The 23,953-nt window shown below is 51.5% G+C and carries 24 protein-coding genes and 2 tRNA genes; 17 read left to right on the top strand and 9 right to left on the bottom strand.

Annotated features, from left to right (window positions below; genetic code table 11):
• The first annotated feature begins 124 nt into the window (after positions 1–124).
• The 3 genes from D1841_RS09975 to D1841_RS09965 all read left to right on the top strand — a co-directional run bounded on the left by D1841_RS09975 (position 125) and on the right by D1841_RS09965 (position 2,890).
• On the top strand, positions 125–781 hold the full coding sequence (locus D1841_RS09975) for an RICIN domain-containing protein (protein ID WP_160642436.1): 657 nt from the start codon (positions 125–127) through the stop codon (positions 779–781).
• A 254-nt stretch (positions 782–1,035) separates the two neighbouring features.
• Entirely contained in the window at positions 1,036–2,007 is a 972-nt protein-coding gene (locus D1841_RS09970) for a carbohydrate kinase (RefSeq protein WP_160642437.1), read from the top strand.
• A 46-nt stretch (positions 2,008–2,053) separates the two neighbouring features.
• A complete protein-coding gene (locus D1841_RS09965) occupies positions 2,054–2,890 on the top strand; it encodes a DegV family protein (RefSeq protein ID WP_160642438.1) in 837 nt (278 codons plus the stop codon).
• A gap of 112 nt (positions 2,891–3,002) precedes the next feature.
• Here D1841_RS09965 and D1841_RS09960 read toward each other — a convergent pair whose 3' ends face one another.
• Entirely contained in the window at positions 3,003–3,383 is a 381-nt protein-coding gene (locus D1841_RS09960) for a DUF2752 domain-containing protein (protein WP_160642439.1), read from the bottom strand.
• Positions 3,384–3,613: 230 nt separating this feature from the next.
• Here D1841_RS09960 and D1841_RS09955 point away from each other — a divergent pair, with 230 nt between their 5' ends.
• Positions 3,614–4,735 carry an aldo/keto reductase gene (locus D1841_RS09955; RefSeq protein ID WP_160642440.1) on the top strand — a complete coding sequence of 374 codons (1,122 nt, stop codon included), beginning with the start codon at positions 3,614–3,616 and terminating at the stop codon, positions 4,733–4,735.
• 59 nt (positions 4,736–4,794) lie between these two features.
• Here the strand turns inward: D1841_RS09955 and D1841_RS09950 are convergent, their stop codons facing one another.
• The 5 genes from D1841_RS09950 to D1841_RS09930 all read right to left on the bottom strand — a co-directional run bounded on the left by D1841_RS09950 (position 4,795) and on the right by D1841_RS09930 (position 10,947).
• Positions 4,795–5,667, bottom strand: coding sequence for a glycoside hydrolase family 25 protein (locus D1841_RS09950; RefSeq protein ID WP_160642441.1), 873 nt, complete (start codon positions 5,665–5,667; stop codon positions 4,795–4,797).
• 148 nt (positions 5,668–5,815) lie between these two features.
• Entirely contained in the window at positions 5,816–7,204 is a 1,389-nt protein-coding gene (locus D1841_RS09945; protein WP_160642442.1) for an MATE family efflux transporter, read from the bottom strand.
• 146 nt (positions 7,205–7,350) lie between these two features.
• Positions 7,351–8,715, bottom strand: coding sequence for an MATE family efflux transporter (locus tag D1841_RS09940; protein ID WP_201751234.1), 1,365 nt, complete (start codon positions 8,713–8,715; stop codon positions 7,351–7,353).
• Between the two features lie 301 nt (positions 8,716–9,016).
• The gene (locus D1841_RS09935) at positions 9,017–10,408 is read right to left on the bottom strand and encodes an NCS2 family permease (protein ID WP_160642463.1); all 1,392 of its coding nucleotides are present in this window, start codon (positions 10,406–10,408) and stop codon (positions 9,017–9,019) included.
• Between the two features lie 149 nt (positions 10,409–10,557).
• Positions 10,558–10,947, bottom strand: a complete 390-nt coding sequence (locus D1841_RS09930; protein ID WP_160642443.1) for a MerR family transcriptional regulator — start codon at positions 10,945–10,947, stop codon at positions 10,558–10,560.
• A 391-nt stretch (positions 10,948–11,338) separates the two neighbouring features.
• Between D1841_RS09930 and D1841_RS09925 the strand changes: the two genes are divergently transcribed.
• The 7 genes from D1841_RS09925 (at position 11,339) to D1841_RS09895 (ending at position 15,963) form a co-directional block, all read left to right on the top strand.
• Entirely contained in the window at positions 11,339–12,187 is an 849-nt protein-coding gene (locus D1841_RS09925; protein WP_160642444.1) for a transporter substrate-binding domain-containing protein, read from the top strand.
• A 104-nt stretch (positions 12,188–12,291) separates the two neighbouring features.
• Positions 12,292–13,014, top strand: a complete 723-nt coding sequence (locus tag D1841_RS09920; RefSeq protein WP_160642445.1) for an amino acid ABC transporter permease — start codon at positions 12,292–12,294, stop codon at positions 13,012–13,014.
• On the top strand, positions 13,001–13,723 hold the full coding sequence (locus tag D1841_RS09915) for an amino acid ABC transporter ATP-binding protein (RefSeq protein WP_160642446.1): 723 nt from the start codon (positions 13,001–13,003) through the stop codon (positions 13,721–13,723). The genes D1841_RS09920 and D1841_RS09915 overlap by 14 nt, the downstream gene beginning before the upstream one ends.
• A 173-nt stretch (positions 13,724–13,896) precedes the next feature.
• Positions 13,897–13,972: transfer RNA gene (locus D1841_RS09910), tRNA-Pro, on the top strand.
• Positions 13,973–14,095: 123 nt separating this feature from the next.
• A complete protein-coding gene (locus D1841_RS09905) occupies positions 14,096–15,031 on the top strand; it encodes a site-specific integrase (RefSeq protein ID WP_160642447.1) in 936 nt (311 codons plus the stop codon).
• Between the two features lie 112 nt (positions 15,032–15,143).
• The gene (locus D1841_RS09900) at positions 15,144–15,530 is read left to right on the top strand and encodes a hypothetical protein (RefSeq protein ID WP_160642448.1); all 387 of its coding nucleotides are present in this window, start codon (positions 15,144–15,146) and stop codon (positions 15,528–15,530) included.
• A 13-nt stretch (positions 15,531–15,543) separates the two neighbouring features.
• A complete protein-coding gene (locus tag D1841_RS09895; RefSeq protein ID WP_160642449.1) occupies positions 15,544–15,963 on the top strand; it encodes a hypothetical protein in 420 nt (139 codons plus the stop codon).
• 289 nt (positions 15,964–16,252) lie between these two features.
• Here D1841_RS09895 and D1841_RS09890 read toward each other — a convergent pair whose 3' ends face one another.
• Entirely contained in the window at positions 16,253–16,429 is a 177-nt protein-coding gene (locus D1841_RS09890; RefSeq protein ID WP_160642450.1) for a CopG family transcriptional regulator, read from the bottom strand.
• Positions 16,430–16,538: 109 nt separating this feature from the next.
• Here D1841_RS09890 and D1841_RS09885 point away from each other — a divergent pair, with 109 nt between their 5' ends.
• The 6 genes from D1841_RS09885 to D1841_RS09860 all read left to right on the top strand — a co-directional run bounded on the left by D1841_RS09885 (position 16,539) and on the right by D1841_RS09860 (position 22,877).
• The gene (locus tag D1841_RS09885) at positions 16,539–17,144 is read left to right on the top strand and encodes a lipoprotein (protein WP_160642451.1); all 606 of its coding nucleotides are present in this window, start codon (positions 16,539–16,541) and stop codon (positions 17,142–17,144) included.
• A 388-nt stretch (positions 17,145–17,532) separates the two neighbouring features.
• Complete coding sequence (locus D1841_RS09880) at positions 17,533–17,868, top strand: hypothetical protein (protein WP_160642452.1); 336 nt, start codon at positions 17,533–17,535, stop codon at positions 17,866–17,868.
• Between the two features lie 168 nt (positions 17,869–18,036).
• The gene (locus D1841_RS09875; protein WP_160642453.1) at positions 18,037–19,569 is read left to right on the top strand and encodes a DEAD/DEAH box helicase family protein; all 1,533 of its coding nucleotides are present in this window, start codon (positions 18,037–18,039) and stop codon (positions 19,567–19,569) included.
• Positions 19,570–20,427: 858 nt separating this feature from the next.
• The gene (locus D1841_RS09870; RefSeq protein ID WP_160642454.1) at positions 20,428–21,738 is read left to right on the top strand and encodes a hypothetical protein; all 1,311 of its coding nucleotides are present in this window, start codon (positions 20,428–20,430) and stop codon (positions 21,736–21,738) included.
• Between the two features lie 239 nt (positions 21,739–21,977).
• Positions 21,978–22,658, top strand: a complete 681-nt coding sequence (locus D1841_RS09865; protein WP_160642455.1) for a recombinase family protein — start codon at positions 21,978–21,980, stop codon at positions 22,656–22,658.
• 142 nt (positions 22,659–22,800) lie between these two features.
• Positions 22,801–22,877, top strand: a tRNA-Pro gene (locus tag D1841_RS09860).
• A gap of 209 nt (positions 22,878–23,086) precedes the next feature.
• On the opposite strand, the gene D1841_RS19825 is transcribed toward D1841_RS09860, so the two are convergent.
• Positions 23,087–23,218, bottom strand: coding sequence for a transposase domain-containing protein (locus D1841_RS19825; RefSeq protein WP_157767197.1), 132 nt, complete (start codon positions 23,216–23,218; stop codon positions 23,087–23,089).
• A gap of 102 nt (positions 23,219–23,320) precedes the next feature.
• The coding region (locus tag D1841_RS09850; protein ID WP_160642464.1) for a transposase at positions 23,321–23,953 on the bottom strand (633 nt) is incomplete at its 5' end.

The raw sequence follows: 23,953 nt of genomic DNA, 5'->3' as shown, positions 1-23,953 counted from the left end.
ATGAACCGCTATAATGATAACAGCGGAAAGCGCTGTGAAACGGCGCTGCCACGCGGAAAACAGGCAACAAGGCCCTTTGTATATTTATAAACTGTGCAATGGCGAGCTGAAAGGAAGTAAGGATATGGTTGGGAAGAAAACGGCAGAATTTATGATTGTAAACCGCAGGACTGGCAAGGCACTGCAGGCCGCTGGCGTGGAGAACGGCCAGGGAGTGTGCCAGACCGCCCCCACCGGAGAGGACGCTCAGTTGTGGGCCCAGGACGGCGGACGGCTTATTAACAGGCTTAGCGGCAAGGCCCTGGACGTGGTGCATGGCGGCGTGGAAAGCGGCGCGCGGGCGCACCTTTGGGAAAAGGTGGAGGACGCGTCCAGCCAGCAGTGGGAGCTGGTGAAGGTTACCGCTACTTACAAGAAGCTTTTGAACGTCCAGTCCGGCAAGGTGCTGGATATTGTGGACATGAGCGAGGAGGACGGCGCGTCTGCCCAGCTTTGGGATGACGTGGACGGCGTGGGCCAGCAGTGGAAGCTTGTCCCCGCCGGGGAGAGCGCCCCTGCGAAAACTGTCACCAAAACTGTGAAAAAGCCTGCCTCCCCTAAAAAAGAGGCGGTGAAGGACGCTGCCAAGAAGGTGGAGGAGGCTGTGAAAGAGACTGCCGCCACCGTGAAGGAGGCAGTGAAGGAAACGGTGGCAAAGCCTGCCGTGCGGAAGGCTTCCGAGGGGGCGGCCCCTGCAAAGGCCCCCAGGGCAAAGAAGGCCCCTGCCAGAGGGAAAAAATAAGAACCTGTTTGTAACCGGAGCCGCCAGATCCGGCGGCGGGCAAACGGGTTTTAAAAAGAGAGACGGAAAAAGGCCCCGGCAGGCTTCTGCCAGGGGCCTTTTCTTTAAGAAAAATCCCTTGGAAAAATCTTGCCAAAAGGCCCTGCAAGAGGTATTATATAGTAGAGTATATTTTTGAGAAGCTGTACCGGCAGTTTCCATGCGCGGCGATGGTGCGGCGGCTCCGGGACATACATATAGAAAGGAAGATAAACATGGCACAGCTTTTATCCATGGGCGAGCTTTTGATTGATTTCACCCCTGTAGGGACAACAGAGGACGGCAGGCTGCTTTTTGCCCGCAATCCAGGCGGGGCGCCTGCCAATGTGGCGGTGCAGGCCCTGCGGGCCGGGGTGTCCGCCGGGTTTTTAGGCCGGGTGGGGAAGGATATGTTCGGGGATTTCCTTGCGGACACCCTGCAGGGCTGCGGCGTGGAAACCCAGGGCCTTTCCCAGGATCCGGACTACGCCACCACCCTGGCCTTTGTCCAGCTTAGCGAAACAGGGGACAGGGACTTCAGCTTTTACCGCAATCCCGGCGCGGACACCCGCCTTGCTGCCGGGGAGCAGGAGCGGAGGCTGATAGATCAGTGCAGGCTTTTATGCTTTGGCTCTTTGCTGCTGACAGCGGAGCCTTCCCGCTCCGCTGTGGAGGAGCTGGTGGGGTATGCCAGAAGCCAGGGGAAGGTGACGGCCTATGATCCCAACTGGCGGCCGCCCCTGTGGCCCAGCCAGGAGGAGGGCGTGGCCCGGATGCGCAGCCTGGTTCCCCAGGCAGACATTATGAAGGTTTCCGACGAGGAGCTTTCCCTGCTGACTGCGCGGGAGGGCATGGAAGAGGGGGCCAAGGCCCTGCTTGCCAAGGGCGTCAGCGTGGTGGTGGTGACCATGGGTCCCAAGGGGTGCGCTGTGTTCACCCAGGGCTATTCCTTCCGGAAGAACACCTATGACACCCAGGTGAAGGACACAACCGGGTCTGGCGACAGCTTCTTCGGGGCGCTGCTGGCGAAAATTGTGCAGAGCGGCAAAAAGCCCGGGGAGCTTGCCCAGGAGGAGCTGGAGGGCTTTGTGGACTTCGCAAATGCCGCCGGGGCTGTGTGCGCCACCAAAACAGGGGCCATCCCGGCCCTGCCGGACGCGGCTGCCATTGAGGCGTGCCGCAAAACAGTGCCCCTTTTGAAGCTGTAAAGGCAGCGTGTGATAATAATACAAGTGAGAGAAAGGCTGACTGCATATGGTAAAGATTTTAACGGACAGCTCCTGCGATTTAAGCCCTGCGCGGTGCGAGGAACTGGGCGTGGAGATGCTGCCCATTACGGTGAATTTCGGGGAGGAAAGCTTCCGGGCTAACATAGACATTACAAACGACGAGTTTTACGCAAAGCTGTCCCAGGCAAGCGAGCTGCCTAAAACCGCCCAGATTTCCCCGGCCTTCTTTGAAAAGAAATTTTCGGAATACAAGGACAGCGGGGACGAGGTGGTGTGCCTGTTTATCTCCTCCCGCATGAGCGGCACCCTCCAGTCTGCCGCTGTGGCAAAGGACATCCTGGGGGCGGAGAACATCTATCTGCCGGACACGCTGAACGTGACCTTCGCTTTGGGCCTGCTGGTGGAGGAGGCTGTGAAAATGCGGGACAGGGGCCTGCCTGGGGCGGAAATTGCCCGGCAGGTGGAGGAACTGGTGCCCCGGGTGCGGCTGTGGGCCTTGATTGACGATTTGAAGTATTTGAAAATGGGCGGCAGGCTTTCCGCCACCAGCGCCCTGGTGGCCAGCATACTGGGCATATGCCCCATTATCACCCTGAAAGACGGCTTGGTTGAGGTGGTGGGCAAGGCCCGGGGGAAGAAAGCGGCTTTCAAGTTTATGCAGGGCTTAGTGGACAAGGAGCCGATTTCCGCCGACTACAGCGTGACAGTGGGACATGCCGCTGTGCCCCAGACCCGGGATGACTTTATGGAATTCATGAGCGGGGAGCTGAAAAAGCGGGAGGTACATAAGCTGGACATCGGCAGCATTGTGGGCACCCACACAGGCCCCGGGGCCTGCGGGCTGGCGTATATCAAGAAGTAGGCAAGGAACAAAAAGGCCGCCCGCCTGCCGCCCCGGCGAAGCCGGGGCCGGGAGGGCGCAGCCCTCCCCCAGGGCGCCAGCTTGCTGGCGGCAGGGGCAGGCGGGGCAGGCGCTACGGGCCGAGCAGGGAGAAGCCCGGCAGGTTTCGCAGCAGGGTGAAGGCTGCCGCCAGCAGGAGCACGCCTAAAAAAGCCAGGCGCGTCCCCTTCCTTTTATAGAGGGGCGGTTTTCCGGACCCATACCGCCAGCCCTCCCACAGGGCATAGATCGCCCCCAGGGGCAGGGCAAGGAACATAAAGGGGTTATGGGAAAAGGCCCTGGGGATATCCCCCCGCAGCAGGGCGGTTACCATCCGCTGGGTGCCGCAGCCGGCGCAGTACAGGCCGGTGTGCTGCAAAATCAGGCAGGGGGGCCGCAGCAGGTAGACGGCGGCCCCGCAGAGGGCCAGCCCGCAGAGCAGGGCCGCGGCTTTGCATACCCGTTTTTTGTCCATGATGTTTCTCCCCTTTCGCTGTGCTTCTTCCAGTATAGCAGGCGGGGCGGGAATTTGCCAGGGGAAAAATCTTACAGGTGTTTACAAAAAACTGTCTTGACTTTAAGTGTGCTTTAAGCTTTATAATAAAGAAAGGGAATGCCTGTTTTGAAAATGTGCGCGGATGGGGCATTCCAACGCGGCCCGTAAAAAACAGTTTTTCAGGAAGAAAACGAGAAGGAGTGCTGGCAATGGCTGACAAGTACTTAGGAGAAAGCATTAAAAAGCTGGGCTTTGGCCTGATGCGCCTGCCCATGAAGGATCAGGAAATTGACATGGAGCAGACGAAAAAAATGGTGGACGCCTTTATGGAAAAGGGCTTTACCTATTTTGACACGGCTTATGTGTATATCGGCGGCAAATCGGAAGTGGCTTTAAAGGAAGCTGTGGTGGATCGCTATCCCCGGGAAAGCTTCCAGTGCGCCAGCAAGCTGCCTATGTTCGACATCAAGAAGCCCGAGGACATGGCTCCCATTTTCCAGGAGTCCTTGGACAGGGCGGGCCTTTCCTACTATGATTTTTATCTGCTCCACGCATTGAACCGGGACACCGCCAAAAAGTCTGAGGAGCTGGACGCCTGGGGCTTTGTCCAGAAGATGAAGGAGGAGGGAAAGATAAAGCATATCGGCTTCTCTTTCCACGACACCGCGGACGTGCTGGAGGATATCCTTACAAAGCACCCGGAGGCGGAGTTTGTGCAGCTTCAGATTAACTATGCCGACTGGGAAAGCGACAGCGTCCAGTCCAGGCTGTGCTATGAGGCGGCCCGCAGGCACAATGTGCCTGTTATCATCATGGAGCCTGTAAAGGGCGGCTCCCTTGCCACCATGACCCCCGAGGTGCAGAAACTCTTTAAGGACGCCAATCCGGAGATGTCCATCCCCTCCTGGGCTGTGCGGTACTGCGCCTCTCTGGACGGGGTTGTGACAGTGCTCTCCGGCATGTCTGACGAGGCACAGTTAAACGACAATGTTTCCTATATGGCAGACTTTAAACCCCTTTCCGACAGCGAACGGGAGGTTGTGGGCAAGGCGGTGGAGATCCTGAACAGCATCCCCACCATCCCCTGCACCGGCTGCAAATACTGTGTGGACGGCTGCCCCCAGAAGATTAACATCCCCTCTGTGTTCACAGCCATGAACAAGCTTACCCTGTATAATAACCCGGAAAGCTCCAAGGGCGAATACGGCAGGGTGACAAAGGACGGCGGCAAGGCCTCCGACTGCATCCAGTGCGGGAACTGCGAGTCCCACTGCCCCCAGCACATTGAGATTATCGAGACTTTGAAGAAGGCTGCCGCCCAGTTTGAATAAAAACAGGGCGCGAGAAAGCTTTGGCCCCCAATCCGTAGGGATTGGGGGCCTTTTGCTGCTTATGGCTCTTTTTCCTCCAGCTCATCCAGCAGGCGCAGCACCTTCTCGATGACAACCAGCGCCCGGGCATAGGTTTCGCTGGCGTCTATCCGGGTGTCTTTCCCGCTGTCCTCTGTGCCCAGCAGATCCAGCCGCCGGTAGACCTCCTCCACCGGGCCTCTGGCCCAATCTGGCAGGGAGGAAATGCGGGGATACCGGGCTTCGTTTTTGTCATACACTGCCTGGGCTTCCTCCCGGGCAAGCTTTGCCACCTCGTCTCGGGTCATATCCGTACCCTCCATTCCCTTTATGATGGCGGGATAGTCCCGGAAGGCCCTGTTCATGTCGAAACGCCTGCCGTTTATCACGCCCCTGTCTGTATACTGCCACAGCCCTGCCCCCTGGTAGTCCAGGGTGTCGTTCCACTGGGCCACCCATTTGTCAAAGGGGTTTAACCGGGGGCTGTTCAGCCGGGTGCGCCACCAGTTTAAAGAGGAGTAGATGCCGCAGTACAGCCCGGCCTTTTCCATCTCCCGGCAGTAGGTTACGCAGTTGTCAATCAGGGTTTCCCCTGCGGGCAGGGCCACGTCCTCTACGTCATACCACACCCCGTACAGGGGCCTGCGCCCCTGGAGCAGCCGCAGGGTGTGGCGGGCTTCGCTGCGGGCCATGTCCGTGTTGCGGGCATAGGAGTACAGGTACACCCCGTAGGGCATGGCTGCCGCTTCGCATTTCCTTACATTTGCCTGATACTGTACGTCGTCCTGGGAAGCGTAGTCGCTGCCATAGCCGCAGCGGATTATGACGAAATCCACTTTGCCCTTTAGCGCCCCTATATCCACATCTCCGTTAAACTGGGAGATGTCTACGCCTGTCGCTACATACTCTGCCAAAAAAAGTCCTCCTTTCCACTTGCGCCCTGTATATGCTATGCTTTCCCCTGACAGGCTGTGCATGGCTGGGGCGGAAAGCAAAAAGCCCTGCCTTCCTGCTGGCAGGCAGGAGGGCAGGGGGATGGTTTGGGAAAGGGAGAGGGAAGGCTCAGGCTGGCTCCGGCGTTTCTTCCGGCTGCGCCCCGCTGGACTTGATACAGCGCTTGAGCCAGTTCATCCGCAGATAATAGACAGTGAACACCAGGGCTGTCACCGCCCAGGTGACGGGATAGTTCATAGCCACCATCTCCATGGTGGGCAGGAAGGGCACCGCCGCAAAAATCCATAAAACCCGCAGGCCGCACACCCCGAAGGTGGTGATAAGCATGGGCTGCAGGGCTTCCCCAGCCCCCCGGATGGCGCCGGAGAAGATTTCGATGAACACGAACAGGAAATAGGAGGGGCCTAATATCCACAAAAAGCGCTGCCCGATGGCGATAACCGTTTCGTCCCCGGTGAAAAACCGCAGCAGCGGCTCCATAAACGCCAGCATCAGGGCGCTGAGGGCCAGGGTGGTGCCTAAGGTCAGCCCCAGGCACACCTTTACACTGCGCTTTACCCGGCTGTACTTCCTGGCCCCGAAATTCTGCCCCACAAAGGTGGTGATGGAGATGCCGAAAGCGCCCATCACCATCCAGATAAAGCCGTCTATCTTGCCGATGGCTGCCCAGGAAGCAATGGCGTCGGTGCCAAAGGAGTTGATGCTGGCTTGGATAACCAGGTTGGAGAAGGAATACATGACAGACTGCAGGCCGGCGGGCAGGCCGATGCGGATGACGTTCTTTAAAATGCCCCTGTCAAACCGGATGTGCCGAAGCTCCACCCGGTAGCCCTCCCTTGTACACATGAGCCGCAGCATGATCAGGACAGCGCTGACCACCTGGGAAAGGACGGTGGCCAGGGCCACGCCCATCACCCCCCAGTGGAACACCACCACAAAGAGCAAGTCCAGCACAATGTTTACAAGGCAGCAGGCAATGAGCACATACAGGGGCATACGGCTGTCCCCGATGGCCCGCAGCACGCCGGTGCCCACGTTATAGATCATGCAGAAAACAATGCCTCCATAGTAGATGTTCAGGTACAGCAGGGCGTCGTCCAGGATTTCCTCCGGCACGCCCAAAAGCCCCAGGGAGGGCCTTGCGGTGAGCAGGCCCAGCACCATGATAACCGCCCCGCCTCCCAGGGCCAGGGCCACGGAGGTGTGGACGGCCTTGGAGAGGTTCTTCCAGTCGCCGCCGCCAAAAAACTGGGAAATGATTACGGTGGCGCCGGAGGAAAGCCCCACAAAGAAGCCTACCAGCAGGTTTATGAGGGTGCCGGTGGTGCCCACTGCCGCCAGGGCCTGGGTGCCCACATACTGGCCCACGATGATGGTGTCCACTGTGTTATAGAGCTGCTGGAAAAAGGTGCCGATGAGGATGGGGAAAAAGAAGATGAGAAGCTGTTTCCAGATGACCCCTTCGGTGATACTGTTTTCGCGAACCGCTTTTTCCATTGTTTTACTCCTTCCTTGCGCGTCCCTTTGGGGGCCTTGCCCTCAAACTCCCACAAATCCTTTTGAAAACGGATTTGATTCTAAAACGAATGTAAAACCAATTTAGGTAAACAGATTCCCCATAGCATGCGGCTTTGCCGTGTTGCCTATAAAGCCCGCTGCTCCCGCTGGCTAAGCCCGTGCATCCGCGCGTAATATCCTGCCACCAGCAGCAGGGCGGCCCCTGTCCAAGCGCCTACCTCGGCGTAATAGATGCCCTCCTGCCCTATAGCCAGGGGCAGGAAAAGGGCAATGCCTATGCGCACCGCCATCTCCACAAAGCCGGAGCTCATGGGGATAACGGTATCTCCCAGGCCCATGAGGGCGGAACGGTAAATGTGCAGCATATATAAAATGGGCAGGCCCAGGCTCATCAGCGCCAGATAGTGGTAAGCAATGGCCATGGAGGCTTCAATCTCCTCCGGGGTGCCGGAGATGAACAGGCCCAGGATGCTTTTGCCGAAAAGCAGCATGGCCGCGGCAATTACCATGGAGGTGATCAGGGCCACCAAAGCGGCGGCCCGCATTCCCTGGCGGATGCGGCCCAGCAGCTTTGCCCCCAAGTTCTGGCCTACATAGGAAGTGACCGCGTAGCCGTAAGAGGTGGCGGCAATCTCCAGGATGCCGTACAGCTTGTTGGTGGCGGTAAAGCCTGCGATAAACAGCATGCCAAAGCGGTTGACCACAGACTGCACCACCATGCCGCCTACGGAGATGATGGCGTTTTGCAGGGCCACAGGCGAGCCAAGCCGGAGGAGGGCTGCCACCATGTCCCGCTGGAGCTTGAAATCTGTTTTTTCCAGGCGGATGATGGTGATTTTCCGCACATTCCCATAGCAGTATAGGGTGGAAACCGCCTGGGCAAACACCGTTGCCCCAGCCGCGCCCCCGATGCCCCAGTGAAAGCCCATTACAAAGAGGAGATCCAGGGCGATGTTCACAAAGGTGGCCAGCACCACAGCGTATAAAGGCGTTTTGCTGTCCCCCAAGGCCCGGAGGATGGAGGCCAGCAGGTTATAGGCCGCCACAATGGGGATGCCGCCAAACATGATGCGCAGATAGAGCACAGAGCCGCCCAGGATGTCTGCCGGGGTGTTCAGCAGCCCCAGCACCGGCAGGATGGCAAGCTGGCTGACCGCCAGCAGCAAAAGGGCCGCAATGGCGCTTAGGGTTACCGAGGCCCCCACAGAGCGGGAAAGCTGGCGGTAGTCCTTGGCGCCGAAATATTGGGCCATTAAAATGGCAAAGCCCTGGGTGAAGCCCTGGATGATCCCTAAGGTCATCCAGTTGAGCCAGTCTGCGGCCCCCAGGGAGGCCAGCGCCCCCACGCCTACCACCTGGCCCACCACTGCCGTATCCACCACCGTGTAAAGCTGCTGGAACACATTGCCTACCATTAGCGGCAGGGCAAAACTGATGAGCAGCTTTACAGGGCTTCCTTCTGTCATACTGCGAATCCGCTGTTGTGCCATATACCCTCCATTTTCGTTGCAGAACCGTATACAGGATGCCTGTGAAAAACCCTGGAAAAGCAGCCTTTCAGGCCCTGCGTCGTTTCTTCTGTGTTTTTTGCAGAAAGCTTTATGTAAAAAAACAGCGCAAACGGTTTCCCGCTTCCGCCGCTTTTTGCGTGCATGGCTATCCTATCACAGTTTTTGGGTTTTTGCAATATGGGAGCGTAAATTTTTACAAAGGGGTGCAAAGGGCCTGGGCAGAAAAAGAGCCTGGGGACAAGCCCCCAGGCTCTTGGACAGACGTGGACGCGCCAGGGCTTTAGGCCGGCATGACAAGGGTGATGATGCGCAGCACGAACAGGGCAAAGGCCACCCACATAACGGGATGCACGTCCTTAACCTTGCCGGTGCAGACCTTCAGGACAACCCAGGCCAGGATGCCGAACATGATGCCGTTGGCGATAGAATAGGTAAAGGGCATCATGATGAGGGCCAGGAAGCCGCCAACGATGTCGGCGATATCCCCCTCAAACTTCATCTTCAGCACAGACTTCATCATCAGCAGGCCCACAAACAGCAGGGCCGGCGTGGTGGCAAAGCTGGGGATTGCCAGGAAGATGGGGGACAGGAACAGGGCCAGCACAAACATAACGGCAGTGGAGATAGCGGTCAGGCCGGTGCGCCCGCCTTCCGCCACGCCCGCGGTGGATTCCACATAGCTGGTGACAGTGGAGGTGCCCAGCACAGAGCCTGCCACTGTGCCGATAGCGTCGCTCATCAGGGCAGCCCCTGCTTTGGGCAGCTTGCCGTCCTTTGTGAGCAGGCCGCCCTGGTCGGCCACGCCGATAAGGGTGCCCACAGTGTCGAACAGATCCACAAAGAGGAAAGCAAACACAATGGCGGCGAAGTTTACAAAATGCTGGCCCACAAAGGCGAAGTCAAACTGAAAGAAGGTGGGGGCTAAGGACGGGGGCAGGATGCCGGCGCTGAAATCGGGGATAAGGGACAGGCCCTGATACCAGCCGGCAAGCTGGGCGATAATGCCCAGCACCCATGTGGCGAGAATGCCCCACAGGATAGCGCCCTTGATTTTAAAGTGCCACATGACGCCAATGGCGATAAGCCCTGCAAAGGCCAGCACTACGCCGGGATCGCTGAGGTTGCCCATGGCGACCAGGGTGGAGGAGCTGACTGTTGCGGTGCCGTCCTCTGCCACAATGGCGAAAGCGTCTGTGGTGACAATGCCCGCGCCTTTAAGGCCCACAATGGAGATGAACAGGCCAATGCCCGCGGAGATGCCGTACTTCAGGTTGGCGGGGACGGAATTGACCAGGGCCTCCCGGAACTTGAAGAAAGACAGGATAATGAAGATGACGCCTTCTACCAGGATGGCGGTGAGGGCTACCTTCCAGGGGTCTGTGATGCCCATGCCAATGAGCATGGGGCAGACGGTGTAGGCAAAATAGGCGTTAAGCCCCATGCCGGAGGCCAGGGCTACCGGGTAATTTGCGAAAACGCCCATGATGATGGTGGCCATGGCGGCGGACACGGCGGTTGCCGTGAACACAGCCCCCTGATCCATTCCCGCGTCCGCCAGCATGCTGGGGTTCACAGCCAGGATATAGGCCATGGACAGGAACGTGGTGATGCCGGCGATAACTTCGGTCTTTACGTCGGTGCCGTGTTCCTTGAGCTTAAAAAAACGTATGATCTTTTCCAACGCAGTTCACTCTCCTTATTCCAAAAAGTATGATGAAAATAAAGGCGCCCCCGGCAAGCGAAAAGGCCGGGGGCTTTCAGGCTTATACCCTTAGTATAGCCTGTCCTTTATAGAAAAGCAATAGTCCTGTTACAATTTATTCATATATTTTCCTGGTTTCCCCCTTTTTTCTTTGCCACAAAGCCCTGATACCAGGAAATTTTGTGGTCGATTTTTTGTAGATATTTTTCCATCACGGCAATGCCCTCTATCACCCGTTCCCGGTGGGAGGTGAAAATCTCCAGCCGCTGGTCCAGGGTTGCGTCCCCTTCCTGCACCAGCTGGAAGTACCGCTTGATTTCCTTTAAGGGCATGCCTGTGCTTTTCAGGCACAGGGCTGTTTCCAACTGGCTGACATCCTCCTCCGTATAGGTGCGGATGCCGCTGGGCGTGCGGCCCGGGGAGACAATCCCCTCTTTTTCGTAAAACCGCAGGGTGTGCGGCTCCAGCCCGAACTTTTCTGCCACCTGCGAAATGCTGTACTTTTCCATACTCTCGTCCTTTCCGCGCGGCTTTCTTGGGGGCTGCCCTGCAAACCTGCCGCCCCAGACACCGGGCAGGGAATTTTCAGGAAAAACGCCGTGCCTGCTGTTAAAAACCTTTGTGATGGCGCGCGTTTTGTGATTACGAGCCTTCCTTACAGAATTAGTTTACCTTTCCAATCAGGGTTTGTCAACTGGGCGGGAAGGGAGGGGAAAACGGGCGGAGTTGTATTTTTATACAAAACCATGTGCATAAAACTCGGTAAATTTCCCGTTTTACCCCTTTTCAACTGAAAAAATATGCTGTATAATAGGGCCTGTACTAAAACCATAATTCACAAACGGGCCGCGGTTTTCACAATAAAGAAGGGGAAAACGGCCCAGTAAGGAGAGAAAGAACATGAAAAAATTTGCAATGCTTCTGGCAGCCCTGCTGCTGATGATGACTGTTTTCGCCGCCTGCGGCGAATCGAAGGACGCGGCTTCCGGCGCTTCCCAGCCCGGCGGCGCAGCCTCCAGTTCCGAAGCTGCCGGGGAGGAATCCGCCCAGCCCGCAGACACGGGCGACGGGGACAACACTCTGGTGATGGCCACCAACGCTTTCTTCGAGCCTTACGAGTATTATGAAGGCGACGATATTGTGGGCATTGACGCCGAGGTGGGCAAGGCCATTGCAGACAAGCTGGGCATGGACTTTGAAATTTCCGACGTGGATTTTGACGCCATCATCCCCAACGTCCAGAGCGGCAAGGCCAGCATGGGCATGGCAGGCATGACGGTTACAGAGGACCGGCAGAAGAACGTGAACTTTACCCGCAGCTATGCCACTGCCGTGCAGGTGGTTATTGTGCCTGAGGGCAGCGACATTGCTGCCATTGACGATATGGCCGGCAAGAAGATTGGCGTGCAGCAGGGCACTACCGGCGACATCTACTGCTCTGCCCCTGTAGAGGAGGACGGCTTTGGCGAGGAAAACGTCACCCGCTACAACAAGGGTACAGACGCGGTGATGGCCCTGCTTTCCGGCAAGGTGGACTGCGTGGTTATTGACAACGAGCCTGCCAAGGCTTTTGTGGCTGCCAACGAGGGGCTGAAGATTTTGGACACTGCCTATGCTGAAGAAGAGTATGCCATCTGCATTGCCAAGGACAACGAGGAGCTGCTGGAGAAGGTGGACACCGCCTTGGGCGAGCTGATTGACGACGGCACAGTACAGAAAATCGTGGACAAATACATTACCGCCGAGTAATTAAGGCATGCGGCACGAGGAATAGGCTGGGCAGCGCCACGCTGCCAGGGGGGGCTTTTTCCGAAAAGCCCCCCTGATGCCTTGGGAAGAGGAGGAGTTAAAATATGGAATGGCTGTTGGACCAGTTGACACAGACATTCATAACGGACAACCGCTGGCGGTACTTTGTATCCGGCATCGCGGCCACGCTGGAGGTAACGGTGCTGGCGCTGGTGCTGGGGACCATCATCGGCGTGCTGGTGGCGGTGGCGCGCTCTGCCCATGATTCCCAAAGGGGGAACCAAAAGGGCCTGGGGCATATCGTATTGGGGGTGCTGGACTGGCTGTGCAAGCTCTATCTTACCGTCATACGCGGCACGCCCTCCACGGTACAGCTTTTGATTATGTGGTTCATCGTGTTCCAATGGGCCGGCAGCGATTCCATGCTTTGGGTGGCGTCCCTTTCCTTTGGCATCAATTCCGGCGCTTATGTGGCTGAAATCGTGCGGTCGGGCATCATGTCCATCGACCTGGGCCAGACTGAGGCCGGGCGCTCCCTGGGGCTGAATTACGCCCAGACCATGCGGTACATCGTTATCCCCCAGGCCGTTAAGAACATACTGCCTGCTTTGGGCAATGAGCTTATCACCCTGCTGAAGGAAACTTCGGTATGCGGCTTTATCGGCCTGACGGATCTGACCAAGGGTGCTATGATTGTACAAAGCCGCACCTATTCGCCCTTTGTACCCTATATTGCCATCGCCGTTCTGTATCTGATTATGGTGCTGGCCCTTACCTCACTCTTGGGACTGCTGGAAAGGAGGCTGCGCACCAGTGATAGACGTTAAAAACCTGACGAAAGCCTTTGGGGATCATATGGTGCTTGCCGGTATCAACGAGCATATCCACAAGGGGGAGAAGGTGGCGGTGATTGGGCCTTCCGGCTCGGGCAAATCCACCTTCCTGCGGTGCCTGAACCTTTTGGAGCAGCCTACCGGCGGCACTATTACCTTTGAGGGCGTAGACATTACCGACCCCAAAACCGACATCAACAAGCTGCGCACCCGCATGGGCATGGTGTTCCAGCAGTTTAACCTGTTCCCCCATCTGTCTGTGCTGGAGAACATCCGGCTGGCCCCGGTGAAGCTGAAGCTGATGACAAAAGAGCAGGCCGGGGAAAAAGCCCTGGAGCTTTTAAAACGGGTGGGCCTGCCGGACAAGGCCGACGCTTATCCCAAGCAGCTTTCCGGCGGGCAGCAGCAGCGCATCGCCATCGCCCGGGCTTTAGCCATGAATCCGGATGTGATGCTCTTTGACGAGCCTACCTCTGCGCTGGATCCGGAGATGGTGGGGGAGGTGCTGGAGATTATGAAGGAGCTGGCGGACGACGGCATGACCATGGTGGTGGTTACTCACGAGATGGGGTTTGCCCGTTCTGTTGCCACCCGGGTGCTCTTTATGGACGAGGGGAACATCGCGGAGCAGGGCGCCCCGGAGGATTTCTTCGGCAATCCCCAGAACCCCCGGCTGCGGGAGTTTTTATCTAAGGTGCTGTAAATCCCAGGCTTTCAAAAGCGGCAGGATAGAGAGACAGGAGGGCCAAAAACCTGTATTCTTGCAGGTTTTTGGCCTTCAATTCTGGGAAAGGCGTCGCCTGCTGAAAAAATTCAAAAAATCTGCAAAAAGATCTTGCTTTTTCCGGCAGGATAGGGTATAATTATCTACGTTGTCCGGGTGTGGCGCAGTTGGTAGCGCGCTTGACTGGGGGTCAAGAGGCCGTGAGTTCAAGTCTCGCCACTCGGACCACCACCATAAAACCGTTGAAATCTCTAGGGTTTCAGCGGTTTTTTTGTTTTGTCAAGGGTTATATTTCTTATAACCGAAGCGCTTGATTTTTTGCAAAATTCGAAGAATCAAGGAGTGTGAGAGATGGTCAAAATCGCAGTGCAAAACACCATACCCTTAGAGGAAGTCCTTCAAGATTTTCTGCTTGCCAAGAAAGCGGCGGGGCTTGCGGACAAGACTTTGAAAACCTATCAACAGCATTTTTCAGCTATAGGAAAGCACCTGGACATGGCAACGCCTATAGGAGAAGTGACGAGGGAAAAACTTGATACCATGATAGTCAGTATGAGAAACGCAAGTTTAGCTCCAACATCAATCAAAAGTTACGTGCGTTCATTCAAGGCTTTTCTATCGTGGTGCAATGAGGAGGGTATTACACGGCTTACTATGCGGCCTTACAAGGCCTCTGAGCCAATCAAGGAGCTATATACGGATGAGGAACTGCTACGGCTGTTAAAAAAGCCCGACATGAAGCGTTGCGGATTTACAGAATACCGAAGCTGGGTTATCGTCAACTTGCTAATAAACAGCGGATGCAGAGCGGCAACGGTACGTAATATCAAGATTAAAGACGTTGATCTACCCTCAAAGATAATATACCTACGGCACACAAAGAACGGACATGCACAGACAACGCCCCTTTGCGCAGAAATGGTAAAGGTGCTTAAAGAGTATATGCGGGTGCGTGGTGGTGCGGAAGAAGATTACTTGTTTTGTAATGACGTTGGAGAGCCTTTGAGCGAGTATGCCATGTACAATAGTATTGCAGCATATAACAAGCGGCGGGGTGTACTAAAGACAAGCATTCACGCTTTCAGACACACTTTTGCCCGAAAGTATTTAGTTGATTGTCAAGGAAACGCCTTTACATTACAACACTTGTTGGGACATTCAACTTTGGAGATGACAAAACACTACTGCGCTATATTCGATGCGGATATATCAAGAGAGTACGACAGCGTTTCACCTTTAGCCCAGCTACAGGGCAAACAAAAGCACAAGATTAAAATGCACAAATAACATACTGTAACACGGCAGAAAATTGTGCAGCACATAGAAAAAGCGGTGACAAGTTAGCAAAGATTTATGTAGGCCTGTAAATATAGAAGAGTAGATAAGGAGAGTTTTCATTATGAAATTAAGAAACGGTATTTTTAGCACTGAGCAGTACAACGGTTTTGCCCTGGACATGGACAACATTCAAGCAGAAAACCCCAGCTTGCGCGGGGATCGAATTGAGCTTACCTATACTGGCAGACTGCCAGCACAGTTTAGGGACTGCGAGAACGCAAGAGTTTCTTTGATCGTTAAACCCCGTGATGTCAGGGTTTGCCTTAGAGCTTACAGAGACAAAAAGAATTTGCTTGCCGTTATCGATGCGGAGCCGCCTGAGATTGAGAATCTACTTGACCGCTTTTTTGAAACTCCAAACAGCGGCAGCACTGGCCTTGAAAGTTTTTGGTCGGGAGTTTGGTTTGCACATTTTGTGGACTGGAAAGCAGCGCAGAAGAGCGCATAAAGGAGGGTTAGCTATGGTATTAGTGAACGAGTACGGACAAGAATACGGCGGCTTTGTGCTTGATATAAGCAAAATCAAGGCTGCTGGGCCAAGCTTGCGTGAAGATAAGGTTGAGCTACCTTACACTGGAAAGCTACCAAAACAGTTTGACGGATGTTCCGTTGCGCGAGTATCTTTGATGGCAAGGCCGTTTGAAGTGCGTATTTCCTTGAAAGCCGATCGTGGCGATGAGCCGGTATTTGCCAATGTCGATGCAGAACCGAGAGAAGTTAGGGAAATTCTCGATCAGCTTTTCAGAACGGCTAACTTTGGGAAAACTGGTTTAGCCCCATTTTGGGAGGGGACATGGGCGGCACACTATGCGGACTGGAAGGTAGTACTGCGCGAGATCGCAAGAACGGAGCCTACCAGCGAGGCCGTAAACAAACCCTAGTGGAAAGCTAGTTTATATATAGGGAAGCCCTGGCATTGCGCTGGGGCTTTTTTATTTAGCACAAGAAGCGGCGGGCGGTAGTTGCCCTATACAAGCCAAGGGGGGTACAAAACATTTTCAAAGATTTCCTTTTACCGGGATGTGCCCTCAGTAGGTCAGTATTCACGCCTTGAAATTTTACATAAAATGTTGAAGTATTTGCCCCTAGAATCGATTATACAGGCTTAAAGGTATTGGGACACGTTTAATCTTGTAAAAGCCGACACAGAGCTTTTTAGGGCTTGTAATGCTATTTGTTTTGGGTGTCCGCCATATTATCTAATGCAAACTGGATCATCTGATTGATAAGCTCGTTTCGGCTTATGCCAAAAGCGGCGGCTTTGGAATCGACTTCTTGTAGCAGATCAACAGCTATGCGCATACTGATAACTTCTTTTTCCAGACGCCTGGGAATAAAAGTTGGCATAAGTATCGCCCTCCCTCTTGACATAGTATAGCCTGTCTGTTATACTGATTCTATATTCCAAATTCGATATCGAAATTAGAATACGGAAATCGCTTGGAGGGATTGGACGATGAAAAGGGTACTTGTACTGATGTTGACAGTTATGGTTGCGTTTTGGCTTACGGGATGTGGAAGCTCGGTTTCACAAGAAGAACTTGATGCACTGAATAAACAAAACAGTGAGCTGCAAGAACAGATTGATGCACTAGAATCGAGATTATCAGCAACACCAACGCCATCGCCCCTAGTTCAAGAAGGTTATAACAATTTTGTTCAGAGATATAATGAATACATTGGTGAAGCTGATACTCCGGACAAAATCGAGATGTTATCGGAAGACAATAACTCTTTTCAGCCAACAACATGGACAAAGGCAACTATATGTTTTAACGAAGATGGGACTTTAGACAACGTGCTTTTTGCAGCTGAACCAGATACAGCAGTGGAAGACATTGCATATTTTTTCAAAACAGTGAACGCAATGACGGTTGTAGCTTATGGGATAGACGAAAGCATGACAGAAAATCAAAGTGTGGATTTCAGAATGGATATCATGCAGAATTATTTTTTTGATGATCAAGCCCTCAAAAGTACTTACGAAACGAGATTAAACCAATTCAATTATAGCTTTTTCATTTTATCGGGTAACGTGTGCATGAGTATTGAGGTGGCGTGAATTTCTGGTGATGCTGGTGTATATATGCTGCACACATGGCTTTTGTACAGAGAATCACCGAACCCGAATAAAAGACACTTTATCGCACTAAAGTAAAGGCGTTATGCTGTTGATTAACTTAGGTTTTGCGAACTGCCACCGAACCACTATTTTATGAGAGTTTTTAACCCCATTCCCGCCGCTTTTCTTTTGGAGTTCGATATACTGCTTTTAGAGATATCATCATAACCTATACAAAAAAATACAGAAGTATAGTGTAATCTGAAGTACTTACCGCCGTTTCCCATAAACAAAGAAAAAATTTTCTCTCAAAGTTAGCAAAACCCCTTGATTTTCTGTAATATAAGCAGAGCCGTAAGGCTACTTATAGAAGTGGAGGTTTTCATAAATGAGCAAGGATTACACTCCGGAGGAGATTGCAGAAATGCACGACCGCAACGAGAACTTTATAGGTAAACGAGCAGACTTTGAGAAAGTACGCCTGTACTACAAAATCAGGGCAGAGTTAGAGCGGCTGGATGGATGCACAGTAGGCGGCTATGAGCCTAACCCACATGAACAGAACGCCTTACTTTGGCTGGATATGCCCGACTTAATCATGATGGACGGTGAAGCGGCTGGGAGGCTTGCAAGGGCTATTAGCATGGCAGACCGTTTGAGCATTAGCGCAAGCGGCGGGAAAGTGCGCTTTGCTTTCGGAGTTGAAAGGGTTTGGAAAGATTGAATTACCCCCTTGACAAAGGGCGGTAAAGATAGTATCATAATGGAACAAGTGAATAAGATGCGTTCCGGAAAAGGGGACGCTTACAGCAAACAAGTCGAGCATTGGAAAGGCTACCATTACTAGCCTAACATTGTTGCGGCATTTTTTATTTTAAAGGAGTGCAAGCGTATGCGATTTAGACTACCACTATACATTAACGGCGAAGAGGATAAACGCTATTTTAGCCATATCCCTGGAAAGCTTAGCGAATGGCTGAATGAAAATGACATTCAATCATGGACACCCGGCAGTAATACCATTATCTGTAGCGGAACCGGGACAGGAAAAAGTTATTTTGTGCGGAACAATTTGCTCGACTTTTACAGAGAACAACATAAGCAAGTGCTATACCTTGTCCCACGAGCGCTATTAAAGGAACAGCTACAAAAAGAAATTGGGGATAGCGACACAATAGCCCTTGCAACTTATCAGAGCCTTGAGGCCGCTATAAAATTTGGTAAGCCTATAACGAAAGATTGGGATATTATCATATGCGATGAAGTCCACTATTTCATCAGTGATTCAAGCTTTAGCAAACAAACAGATCTTTCTTTTGACTGGATTGTAGGCCAGGAAAATGCGGTTAAGATTTTTCTCACAGCAACCCCAGATAGAATTGAAGCGCACCTAGAAGCAAACAAGATACCCTTTACAGAATATTTTGTGCCTATAGCAAACTCTAATATAACCAGCTTAAACTACTTCTCGCAAGAATCACAATTTGAGATTTTAGCAAATCAGATTATCAAGGATAACAAGAAAGGTATCTTTTTTCTATGGAGCGCACAAAAAGCTTATGAATTACATTGCAAATATCAGCAAAACAGCTTATTCCTTTGCAGCAAAAGTAATTCGACTTATGCAAAGTGTATGGACGAGGACGCGATAGCGGCTATGATAGCAACAGAACATTTTGGCTGTAATCTATTATTCACCACACCAGCACTGGATGTTGGCGTAACTTTCAAGGATTCAGAGTTAAATATTATTGTTATCGATATGCTAGACCCCGATGCCGTTATACAAAGCATTGGACGAAAGCGACCGCTGGATATAAGCGATACGGTCAATGTTTACGTGCGCAACTACGGTAACAATCGCATTGCGGGAGCTAAACGCAAGCTATTAGAGCTAGTAAAGAAAACTGACCAGTTTACCGATGAGGGAGCAGAGAATTATAACGCCGCACATGATAGGAGCAATGACAGCTTGGGTGTTGTGGTAGATGTTCCTATAGAAATCGATGGCAAGACTTATTTTGAAAAACAGCTTGCGCCTACTAAGGTTGGCTATGCAAAACAAACAATAGCTGTGTACGATGAGATTATGACACATGAAGATGGCTACAGAGGTTATATCGCTGAACGATTACAGCTCGATAAATATAGCGTTGTCGAAGAAGTTCGGCACAAGGAAAGCCTTGCAGGATATCTTGATTCTATAGTGAATAGACCACTGCTGACAAAGCAGGAGAAAGACGCATTTATTCAAAGAATGGATATTCGGCAAAACCGAAAATTGTCTCGATCATTTGAGAGTATAGAAGGGTGGCTTAAAGGCAGCAGACTGCCTTATAGATTAATAAAGTTTCGTACAAGTCGTATGGAAAACAACAAGCAAAAATTTTATACTGCATGGGAAGTGGTCATATATCAGGAATGAAATATGCAGTTTTGGGCGCAAGGGTTATATTAAAGCCTTGTGCTTGAAAATGCATGTGGCAACGGAAATTAAGGTAGAATTTTCCTGATATTTATGCAATATTACCAATGGGTTTACGGCTTCCCGCTCTGGGTCAACAGGCGCCTTTGTTGTGCGCAGTTGCCCCGCCGCTTACTTTTGATAAAGCCCATACACGAAAACCTTTGATTGTATCGCAGTAACATTTGTTCCGCAGAATCAATCTGTACCACATCTAAGATTACGTTAGTGTCAAGCCGGGTGTAGCCCCTAAGCGGAACCCGGCGCAGATACGGCAGCATAGATCAGAGAGGATACTTTTCTTTTTTCTTATGGGATATGCAACTACAGTCTTGCACAAGATTTTAGATGTCGTAGGGAGTAGGAATTGCAAACTAATTTCTACGTAGAGTTTAGCCAGTACCACAGCCAAGCTTAAATGTGTTACTCATTTCTTTCTTTATATGGGGCAGTTGCAGTTTCTACGCTTGATTTGTTACTATAAAACTCCTAAAATTGAAAACCGACTCTCGAAAAACCCAGTATTTATGCGGCTTCCGGGACTTTAGAAATCGCTTTCCCTTAAAGAATAATGTATAGAGCAGAGATCATAGGCGCGGTAGGAGGCCAAACGGCAGTAAGTCTATTTTGTTAACAGAATGTTCACAATGTATAAACGTAAGTGAGTGTTCTAAGGGTTTCCTTTAGTGCGGAACTCAAAATTGTTAGGTTTTATGCGGCTTCCCAAAAGCATGATTTAATTTTAGAACTTTTCTCTGTAAAGGAGCGCTGTATTTTTGGCTAGGATTACAGTAGAAATGCAAAAAGGAGCGATGTAAAATGAAAGAACTATTATTCAAAGAAAGCGGAAGGAAAGTATACTACAACAAAATTTTTTCTTTCGATGATGACTGCGATTGGGTTCTGGAAGTCGGTAGAACAAAATCACCTGAGAAAGTTATCGGTTATGAATTTGAGGGTTTGTATAGGGTGGATGTGAAAGCCTTTGCAGGTGTTTATACTGGCTTAGAGCCTGGAGCAGATGGCAAAGTGTACGTTTATGAACTGTTGAAAGCTCATATAGAACAAGTAGGAAAATTTTCATTGATAGGCAATTCTGTAATACCATCGCGAATAGATCCAATCTACAAGCTAAGTAACGTACTTTACGCCATATACCAAGAAACAGATTTTAAGAATATCAATGGGATAGAGGTTGACTTAAAAAGAAAGTACTCCGCTAATATTTCTACCACTGGTGAGTATGCGGAGTATTTGAAAACACATACAGTTTATGAGGTAAACCGAGATAGCCTATATAACACACTGAGTGCTAGCCCTGACAGTAGCGGAATGATTAGGGTAGTTGATAGCCCAAAAAGAAATTGTATTCAGTTGTGCCACAGATCGGGAAAGATTTTAAACACCGAATACAACGAAACGCTATGTTACATCTTCAACACAATATCATCATGGGAGCTTACAGATAAAGGCCACTTGAGAGTAAAACTAAACAAAGTGCCTATCTCTACGGCTGAAATAATTTGCGGGTATCATATGGGCTATCTTTCAGACGCTTTGATTGGTAAAGTGACATCTGAGATCGAAGTTGCACTAGTTGAGATGCACAAAAGGTTTTCTGCGGCGGGAATTGAGGCGGATCACTTATCAGAAAACCCACACAACGAGTATGCTTATTTTCTGGCGGCTGTGTCTGGAGGCCTTAATACTTCACTTGGTGCGCGGCGTACTGGAATTATAGCGCCGTACTACTGGTATAATATTCACGATTGGGCGCGGGATAAGGTGCTTGTTGAATGCGGTGTTGATGGTACGAGTTATAAAAAATCCTTTTCTTTTAGCGATTTGAGTAATCCTTTAGAAGCAGAAGCGTTTAAGAATTGTTTCAATGCGTTCATGGCGAAAGTCCAGGAATATGGGTACTATGCTGGGAAAGGCATAAAAGCTAAAAACAATCTTTTGGCGCACTGGACACAGGTTACAGAGTACCGCAAGAATACACCATGTACGGCTAAAGATCCGAATAACCCTATGCTGGCGCTTTTGCAAAAACCCCTTGCGGAGTTTGGGCGGTATGCTGGCGAGGATTTTCAAGACATGCCGCAGATGCGAACGCAGAGCAACTACTGATATTTTTCTTTATGGTAATACTCTTACAAATGTATAGTAGCCCCCTGGTAGATATACTTAGAGGGAAGCGGCGGGTAGGCAATAAACTACTCCCGCTTTTTCTTTGTTTGCAAAGTATCAAATCTGACGTTTTTAAGAAATGTATTAAAACCCCTTGACTTTAGCACCAGTTTAGGGTATAATGCAAGTATCAAATCTGACGAACGATAAATCAAATACTTTTAGTGGGAGATACAGCAATGAGCATTTACGGTTATGCGAGAATCAGCACGGCAAAGCAGAGTATTGAACGGCAGATCAGGAATATTGAGCGAGAATACCCCGGTGCTATAATCGTGCAAGAATCCTATACAGGAATAAAATTTGATCGCAAAGAGTGGAAGAAACTTTTTACAAAAGTCAAAGCGGGTGATATTCTGGTGTTCGACAGCGTGAGCCGCATGAGCCGTAACGCTGAAGAGGGCTTTGCAGTCTATGAGGAACTTTTTAAGCGTGGTGTGTCTCTTGTGTTTCTAAAGGAACACCATATCGATACAGACACTTACCGTAAGGCGCTTGAAAGCAGTGTGCCTATGACGGGGACAGCGGTAGACTGCATTCTGCGAGGCGTGAATCAATACCTGATGGCATTGGCAAAAGAACAGATCAGGCTTGCTTTTGACCAAGCCGAAAAAGAAGTTGAGGACTTGCACCAGCGCACAAGGGAGGGCATACAGACGGCCCGCCTTAATGGGAAGCAGATAGGCCAGCGGGAAGGAGCTAGGCTGACCACTAAGAAAAGCCTTGAAATGAAGCCCATCATTTTGCAGCACTGCAAAGACTTTGGCGGGAGCCTGTCGGATATCGAGATAATGAAACTGACAGGGCTTGCGAGAAATACGTATTACCGATATAAGGCTGAATTAAAAGCGAATAAATAATAACCTCTTGCAAAAATTGATGTATAGGGTTGACTTTTTCGCGGCTGGGTGGTATAGTAAATCAAGTGAAGAATCAAGCGCCAAATGTTTGACTGAATCAAGCGGCCTGTCTTCAAAAACCCAGTAATTTCAACAGATTTTGCCTAGTCGTGGCGCAGTTGGTAGCGCGCTTGACTGGGGGTCAAGAGGCCGTGAGTTCAAGTCTCGCCACTCGGACCATCCTGTGGATATAAAAAAGATATTCGCTCAAAAAACCGCGCCGTGGCGCGGTTTTTTGATGCCCGAAAGCCTGGATTTGAAAGGTCAAAAACGCGGATGTAAGTAAGCGAAAAATAGATTCGAACCCTCGTAAAAAAGGAAAAAAGCAAGAGCGGTTCCCATAAGGAGCCACTCTTTGAAATAATTAATGCATTAAATTGGCCAACTGGTTATCGGCACAAGTCTTGTGCCGCATCATTCCAAGGCGCGCAATCGTCAGCAGAGGTTCCTACCGGCAGCCGTTCCAATAAGAACTGGAAGTACCGGAAAGGCCGCAGGCCGTTGGCTTTAGCAGTCTCCACAATAGAATAAGCGACTGCACTGGCGCTGGCCCCTCTGGGCGTGTTGGAAAACAGCCAGTTCTTCCGGCCCACGGCAAAGGGCCGATAGTAACCGCAAGGTTACTATTCAGCCCGCTCCGCACGGTTGTTGGACAGTTCCAAGCGACCGTCCAGGAACACGTGCATCAGCCACTCTTTCTGTTTCACAGCATAGGTCAGCGCCGCGCCGTAGGCAGACTTTGGCACGGGATTATGGTCATATTCATTTTTTGCCCAGGAGAAAAACTCCTCCGCTATTGGCACGGAACACTCTTTTCTTTCCAAAAACCGCTCCTGGAAGGAGAGCTTTTTCTCCGTGTACCCTGTTTCCAATTCAAACAGCTTGTTACAGTACCGTAGGCCGATCTGTGCCGGATGCTTTTCTTTAGCCTCTTTTGGCAGGGTTTTAAGCGTATCTGTAAACTTCCGCCGCATATGAGCCCAACATCCAACCGCAGCAATTGTATCCGGCAGCTTACAGTGGTACGCCTCATACCCATCCGTGTGGAGGAACCCGGAGAATCCGGTGAGGAAATCTTTGGCGTGCTCCCCGGCCCGGCTGGGCTGGTAATCATACAGAACCACCGGCCTTTCACTGTCCCCAGAGGTCCGGTAGACCCACACATAGCTTTTTTGTGTAGCTTTCCTGCCATCTTCCCGCAGCACGGTCAGTGTGGTCTCGTCCGCGTGGAGTATCTCGTTAGAGAGCAGTTCACT

Source organism: Neglectibacter sp. X4 (assembly GCF_009917365.1).
Classification (GTDB): Bacteria; Bacillota; Clostridia; order Oscillospirales; family Acutalibacteraceae; genus Acutalibacter.
The sequence above is the reverse complement of the archived record's forward strand: the minus strand, read 5'-3'. Positions and strand labels throughout refer to the sequence as shown.